This window comes from Dolichospermum sp. UHCC 0260, assembly GCF_009711985.1.
Lineage (GTDB): Bacteria > Cyanobacteriota > Cyanobacteriia > Cyanobacteriales > Nostocaceae > Dolichospermum > Dolichospermum lemmermannii.
The window spans coordinates 3,554-10,697 of sequence record NZ_VIKZ01000063.1; the positions used below are offsets into that span (position 1 = coordinate 3,554).

Annotated in this window: 5 protein-coding genes; 3 read left to right on the plus strand and 2 right to left on the minus strand. The window is 41.4% G+C overall.

The features are described 5' to 3' along the window. Positions 1-130 precede the first annotated feature (130 nt). A complete protein-coding gene (gene tsaD, locus FJR08_RS19695) occupies positions 131-1,174 on the minus strand; it encodes a tRNA (adenosine(37)-N6)-threonylcarbamoyltransferase complex transferase subunit TsaD (RefSeq protein ID WP_041458271.1) in 1,044 nt (347 codons plus the stop codon). A 270-nt stretch (positions 1,175-1,444) separates the two neighbouring features. Here tsaD and FJR08_RS19705 point away from each other — a divergent pair, with 270 nt between their 5' ends. The 3 genes from FJR08_RS19705 to FJR08_RS19715 all read left to right on the plus strand — a co-directional run bounded on the left by FJR08_RS19705 (position 1,445) and on the right by FJR08_RS19715 (position 2,881). Further along, the gene (locus tag FJR08_RS19705; protein WP_015079099.1) at positions 1,445-1,939 is read left to right on the plus strand and encodes a photosystem I reaction center subunit III PsaF; all 495 of its coding nucleotides are present in this window, start codon (positions 1,445-1,447) and stop codon (positions 1,937-1,939) included. Positions 1,940-1,978: 39 nt separating this feature from the next. Beyond that, positions 1,979-2,125, plus strand: coding sequence for a photosystem I reaction center subunit IX (gene psaJ, locus FJR08_RS19710; RefSeq protein ID WP_015079100.1), 147 nt, complete (start codon positions 1,979-1,981; stop codon positions 2,123-2,125). Positions 2,126-2,419: 294 nt separating this feature from the next. Then, on the plus strand, positions 2,420-2,881 hold the full coding sequence (locus FJR08_RS19715) for a photosystem I reaction center subunit XI (RefSeq protein WP_015079101.1): 462 nt from the start codon (positions 2,420-2,422) through the stop codon (positions 2,879-2,881). 369 nt (positions 2,882-3,250) lie between these two features. On the opposite strand, the gene FJR08_RS19720 is transcribed toward FJR08_RS19715, so the two are convergent. Next, on the minus strand, positions 3,251-5,632 hold the full coding sequence (locus tag FJR08_RS19720) for a phosphoketolase (RefSeq protein WP_168634283.1): 2,382 nt from the start codon (positions 5,630-5,632) through the stop codon (positions 3,251-3,253). Between the last annotated feature and the right edge of the window lie 1,512 nt (positions 5,633-7,144).

Below are 7,144 nucleotides of genomic sequence, written 5' to 3' on the forward strand. Positions count from 1 at the left end.
TGTCAGTTGTCAATTGTCAGTTGTCAGTTGTAATTGGTAACTTTCTTTCTTCCTCCTGAACTCCTGATAGCGAAGCGTGGCGTTAGCCATACTCCTGATAGCGAAGCGTGGCGTTAGCCATACTCCTGAATTAATTTTCGTATAACTGCATGACTTGGTTCAGTGAGAGCCGGGAATGGACTCCTAATGTGAGTGGAGAAGTTCTGCCACGTGATAGGTGTTCAACGGCTGCACAGCCAATCATGGCGGCATTGTCGGTGCAAAATTTTAGGGGGGGGAATAGAACCCGCAAGTTATGTTTACTGGCTGCTGCTTGTAAATGCTTTCTCAGCCCACTATTAGCTGCTACGCCACCACCTACAGTAATGGTATCTAATCCATAGTTCCGAGCGCAGGCGATCGCTCTTTTGGTCAGCGATCGCGCTATAGTATCCTGGAAACTAGCCACTACATCGGCAATTGGTACTTCTTTGCCCTCTTTCTCCAACTGCTGTACTAAACGTAATACTGCTGTCTTTAATCCGCTAAAACTACAATCGTAGGGATGATAACCCCCACCTGGTAAAGAAATTTTGCCCTCCGGTAATGCAAAGGCTTGGGGATTGCCAGTTTGTGCCAGTTTGTCAATTATTGGTCCACCGGGATAACCCAGTTTCAACAACCGCGCCACCTTGTCAAAAGCCTCACCCGCCGCATCATCACGGGTTTCTCCCAGGGTTTCGTATATACCATAATCTTTCACATAAATCAAGCTTGTATGACCGCCGGAAACAAGTAAGCTAAGAAAGGGAGGATTTAAACTTGGCTCGCTCAAGTAAGTCGCGTAAATATGACCTTCCAGGTGATGCACTCCCAAAAAAGGCAAATCATGGACAATTGCCAGGGTTTTGGCAGCCGTTAATCCTACCAGCAACGCTCCTACTAGTCCAGGCGCACAGGTGGCAGCTATCCCATCAATCTGACTCCAATCTAGATGACTAGACTCCATTGCTTGCTCTATTTCATAATTCAGGGTTTCTAAATGCTGACGTGAGGCCACCTCTGGTACTACCCCACCATATTGTTGATGAATAGAAATTTGTGAAGCAACAATACTGCTACACACTTCACGATTCTTAATAATTGCAACAGCAGTTTCATCACAACTGGTTTCAATGGCTAGAACGGTTGTCATAGAATGGGTAATTGGTAATTGGTAATTGGTAATTGGTAATTGGTAATTGGCAATATACATTCTCTCATATCTCCCCCTGCCCCCTGCTCCCTGCTTCCTACCCTGCTTCCCTATCTTTTGATTGAGAAGCTTTAACTTTTGTTGACTTAAACTTTACTCAGTTCCCAGCCAAGAGTATGATAACTTCCTAGTTATCTAAAATAAAGACTGTACAAGCCGCTTCGTTTTGTACAAGAAACTTCTCGTTTTGTAATAAAAGGAAACAACTCCATGAGACGATTGTTTGCTTTGCTTTTGGTGATGACTCTTTGGTTCAATTTTGCTCCTGAAGCTAATGCACTAGGCGCAAACCTTGTTCCTTGTAAAGACTCTCCCGCCTTTCAAGAGCTAGCACTAAATGCCCGCAACACCACCACTGACCCCGAATCTGGCAAAAAGCGGTTTGAACGTTATTCTCAGGCGCTCTGTGGCCCTGAAGGTTATCCTCACTTGATTGTAGATGGCAGTCTTGATCATGCTGGTGATTTTTTAATCCCTAGTATTCTCTTCCTCTACATTGCTGGTTGGATTGGTTGGGTAGGCCGTGCTTATCTCCAAGCAATCAAAACAGGATCAGATGCGGAGCAAAAAGAAATCCAAATTGATTTGGGTATTGCTCTACCTATCATCACCTCCGGTTTTGCTTGGCCCGCAGCAGCAATCAAGGAATTGCTCTCCGGCGAATTAACCGCGAAGGATTCAGAAATTACCGTTTCGCCACGTTAATTCATTTGTTTTCAATCACTCATTCTGGAGACTAAATTCATGGCTGAAAAAGGTAACGAAACCAACTACTTGATTACATTCATTTCCACTGCTCCCGTTGCAGCAACTATCTGGTTGACAATCACAGCCGGGATTTTGATTGAATTTAATCGCTTCTTCCCTGACCTCCTTTTCCACCCCCTATAGGTTGAAAATCCGGTGCAGAAAAGCTAAGTAAATTAGCTTTTGCTTGTAGATTGTCTCATTGAGTTATCAAACCTAGTTAGGTGAAAATATCACTTAAATTAGCAATCTTCACTAATGTATGAAACTCGTCATGTTGTCCACTGTTTGCGGGTTTCATACTTTTCTAAATGAGAAAGTGGCAAAATTAATTTTTATGAAAAATGCTATCTTTCTCATTTAAAAGCGAGCAAACAACATAACTCAAGCAGTAAGCTCATCAAAAACCCACCTAGTGATCCAAGGAATCGAAAAGTTATGGCAATAGCAGCACGTGATCCACAAAAAGGCGATCTAGAAACCCCCATCAATTCCGCTCCTTTGGTGAAGTGGTTTATTAGCAACTTACCAGCTTATCGCCCCGGTCTCAATCCTTTTAGACGCGGTTTGGAAGTCGGTATGGCTCATGGTTATTTACTATTTGGACCTTTCCATAGATTAGGCCCTTTACGCAATGCCCCCAATGCTACCTTAGCTGGTTTGTTGGGTAGTATTGGATTGGTTGTAATTTTGACAGCTTGCCTATCCCTATATGCTAACAGCAACCCTGGTAAAGCTCTTGCTAGTATTGCTGTACCCAATCCTCCTGTTGATGCTTTTAACTCTAAGGAAAGCTGGAATAATTTCACCAGTGCTTTCTTGATTGGTGGTATCGGTGGCGCAGTAGTCGCTTTCTTCTTAACCAGTAATTCTGGATTAATCCAAGGTTTATTAGGTTAATTTAATTCTTGATAATGGGTAATAGTTGCTAATTTGGGCTATTACCTATTGTCGAGAGAAGTAAGTAGGTTGGCGTTGAAAATTGTCGTTATGGCAAGGGAACAGGGAACTCTTAACAGGGAACAGGAAGAGAGTTTTGGGCGATTTTACTTTTCTTCACATACCTTTAAATTTTTCAGTTCACCTACTTATATTAGAAAATAGATAATTATAATTTTACAAAAAACTAATTATAAAATACTAAATTATTCAGAGAAATAGGGACAACTTTTGCAGCATCAACAGAAAAATAAATTGTTTATTGTTATCTCATCTGTAGGGGTTTAGCAGTGCTAAACCCTTACCTATAAAATCAGCTTAACTCAATTATTAATATGGCCAAGTCCAATCGCGGATTTCTGGCATATCTTCACCGTGTTTCTGAATATATTGCTTATGTTCAATCAACTTATCTTGCAATTTTTGTTTTACATAAGCTGCTTGAGAACCTAATTTTGGTACACGGTCAATCACATCCATAACTAAATGGAATCTATCTAAATCATTCATTACCACCATATCAAAAGGTGTGGTTGTTGTTCCTTCTTCTTTGTAACCACGCACATGAATATTCTGATGATTTGTATGCCGATAGGTGAGACGATGAATTAACCAAGGATAACCATGAAATGCAAAGATGATTGGTTTATCAGTTGTGAAAATAGTATCAAAATCCTTACTATTTAAACCGTGAGGATGTTCACTTTTTGGCTGTAGAGTCATCAAATCCACAACATTAACAACTCGCACTTTTAAATCTGGGAAATTTTGCCGTAAAATATCCACAGCCGCTAAAGTTTCCAAAGTTGGAACATCTCCAGCACAAGCCATAACTACATCGGTTTCACTGTCTTGATCATTACTAGCCCATTCCCAAATTCCTAAACCTTTAGTACAATGTTTAATTGCCGAATCCATGTCTAAATATTGTAATGCAGGTTGTTTACCAGCAACAATCACATTGACATAATTACGACTTCTTAAACAATGGTCAGTTACTGATAGCAAAGTATTAGCATCAGGTGGTAGATAAACACGAATGATTTCGGATTTTTTGTTAATTACATGATCAATAAAACCAGGATCTTGGTGAGAGAAACCATTATGATCTTGTCGCCAAACATGAGAAGTGAGAAGATAATTTAAAGAGGCAATTGGTCTTCTCCAAGTAATATGCCGAGTTGTTTTCAACCATTTGGCGTGTTGGTTGAACATGGAATCAATGATGTGAATAAAAGCTTCATAACAGGAGAAGAAACCATGACGACCTGTTAACAAATATCCTTCTAACCAGCCTTGACAATTGGTTTCGCTGAGGATTTCCATAACTCGACCGTCCGGTGATAAATGGTCATCTTCCGGGAGAGTTTCCGCATCCCAAGCGCGGTTTGTCACTTCAAATAAAGGATCTAAACGATTTGAGGCGGTTTCGTCAGGCCCAAAAACGCGGAAGTTACGGCTTTCTTCGTTGAGTTTCATAATGTCGCGGAGAAACTTACCAGCAACTTTGGTAGCTTCAGCGTTAACTGTTCCTGGTTTAAATACTTCTACAGCATAGTTGCTAAAATCAGGCATTTTCAAGTCACGCAGCAAAATTCCGCCGTTAGCGTGGGGGTTGTCTCCCATGCGACGCTGACCTTTGGGGGCTAGTTCTGCCAGTTCGGGAATCAGTTGACCGTTGGTGTCGAAAAGTTCTTCAGGTTTGTAACTCTTTAGCCAATCTTCCAGCAATTGCAGATGTTCCGGTTTACCAGCTATATCACTAAAAGGGACTTGGTGCGATCGCCAATAACCCTCTGTTTTCTTCCCGTCCACTTCCTTGGGTCCAGTCCAACCTTTAGGAGTGCGTAAAACAATCATTGGCCATTGCGGTCGTGCTTGGAAACCATGTACCCGCGCTTCTCTTTGGATACTTTGAATTTCAGGAATGATTGTATCTAATACTGCCGCCATTTTTTGGTGAACTTCCGCCGGTTCAGAACCTTCCACAAAGTAAGGTTTATAGCCATAGCCGATAAATAGGCTTTCCAATTCCCCATGGGGTATCCGTGCTAATACTGTGGGATTGGCAATTTTGTATCCATTCAAATGCAGAATTGGTAAAACTGCACCATCAGTAACAGGGTTGATAAATTTGTTAGAATGCCAGCTAGTTGCTAGGGGTCCAGTTTCCGCTTCTCCGTCACCCACAACCGCCGCAACTATCAAATCAGGGTTATCAAATACTGCACCGTAAGCATGAACTAAAGCATAGCCTAATTCTCCCCCCTCATGGATAGAACCAGGGGTTTCTGGGGCGACGTGACTGGGAATACCACCAGGGAAGGAGAATTGCTTAAATAGTTTTTGCATTCCCTCTTCATCTTGGGAGATGTTGGGGTAATATTCGCTATATGTTCCTTCTAAGTAGGTATTGGCAACAATTCCGGGTCCACCATGTCCAGGACCAGCTATGTAAATTGCATTGAGGTCGTATTTTTTAATAACTCGGTTGAAGTGGGCGTAAATCAAGTTTAGCCCTGGGGTAGTTCCCCAATGTCCTAATAGTCGAGGTTTGACGTGTTCTTGTTGGAGTGGTTCTCTCAAAAGAGGATTGTCGAGGAGGTATATTTGTCCAACAGAGAGATAATTGGCTGCACGCCAATAGCCGTTAATTTTTTGTAATTCTGTGTCTGTTAAAGGTTTTGTCTGTGAAATGCTGGTAATAGTCATTTAAAACTCCAGTCCAAAGTATTCGCACCAATCAGTTTTATAAGGAGAATGCCGAAAACCCTTGAAGGCGTGTCCGACTCAGCAGGACACACCTGTGCAACAGTTGCGGGATGAAGGCTAATTGCAGGATAAATCCTGCACTGACATTTTGTATATATTGTATAATAAACGATTTACAAAAAAGTAGGGGCGAAGCATTCGCTTATAAAAATTATGCGACCAACCGACAACTCAACAGCGCGAATGCTTCGCCCGTACGGCAACGGATTGAACACGCTAAAAGAATAGCGCGTAACGTATGCAGGTCTAATGTCAATGTAACTGTGTTGACACTCTCATGGCTAAAGCCACTGAGATTCTACTGACAGAATTAAATTAAGAGTTTAGCTCAATCTAATCTCGCTGCGACCGTCAAACGCCGCCTAAACGCTCAAAACAACTGCCAATCAAGGTGTCGAAATTGCGCTTACTTTTATGGTTTTCAGTGTTTTTAGAATCCATCACTAAGCCAAGACGCGGTACGCTCCACAACCTGCCATTACTCGCTCTTTCTTGTCAATACTGCCGTTAGGACTTAAACCTAACCGTTGTTTCATAGGAGCCGGAATTTCTCCGTACTAGGATGCTTCAACACGTAGATGTTTTTTGTTCTTACTCACAATTTAATTCTAACATACCACAGGGATTAAAATCCCTCGTGCCGTTTCCCTCTCAGGTCTAAAGACGCGCTCGTTCCCCACTTACCGCGAGGTCTTATGATTTGTTTGGGGAAAAAGTTAATTACTTTCTACAGCAGATTTCGCTCTAATGAGGTACAAACTTGAATTATGAAACTCTTGTAGTGCGGGCATCTTGCCTGCTGGATAAGTACCTCATCACACCAGAAAGTGCTGTATTTCACTATTTTTTTGTCTCTTGATATTCAATTTTAGGATAATATTACAAACAACAACACCCAGACATCTACTAGCTTGTTGAATCCCTCTTTTTGTTAACTCTAGCCAGGGATGTACTACCTTTCATCAACTTGATCAACAAGGGATGGAAACCAGTCACAGCGCCCCCTGATTTTCATTCATTTGAGGAAATATCAGCTTTCGCGTTGGGTGTTGTTGTTTGTTGACGAGACAGATGTAAATTAAACAGCGCTTTTACCTCTCATTTGTGGTTTCTTTCTTCTTTCTCTCTAGCTGTCGTATCTGCCAGGGAAGCTATACCTGCTTCAACTATTAAGATAACAGCTTTAAATTCGATGGGACATTTTTGCAATTAAACTTTACTAAATAAAAAACATAAGTTTGATGAAAACCTATATTTTTGGGAATTACACGCTACTTTTAGCAGTAATTTTATTTTGATGCAATTGAGTAATTACTCAGGATTTTTTAAGTTTTGAAACAAAACAGATTTCACCCTCATGCACCCTAAAATACCTTAAAACCCTCCTAATGCACGAATATTATCAAGAATGGTAACTTCTCCATAGGGATCGCCCACAGCCCGCATTAAAGG

Bases quoted from the DNA above. Each gene is read 5' to 3' on its own strand.
- tsaD (WP_041458271.1), bottom strand. From the start codon at position 1,174: ATGACAACCGTTCTAGCCATTGAAACCAGTTGTGATGAAACTGCTGTT.
- FJR08_RS19705 (WP_015079099.1), top strand. From the start codon at position 1,445: ATGAGACGATTGTTTGCTTTGCTTTTGGTGATGACTCTTTGGTTCAAT.
- psaJ (WP_015079100.1), top strand. From the start codon at position 1,979: ATGGCTGAAAAAGGTAACGAAACCAACTACTTGATTACATTCATTTCC.
- FJR08_RS19715 (WP_015079101.1), top strand. From the start codon at position 2,420: ATGGCAATAGCAGCACGTGATCCACAAAAAGGCGATCTAGAAACCCCC.
- FJR08_RS19720 (WP_168634283.1), bottom strand. From the start codon at position 5,632: ATGACTATTACCAGCATTTCACAGACAAAACCTTTAACAGACACAGAA.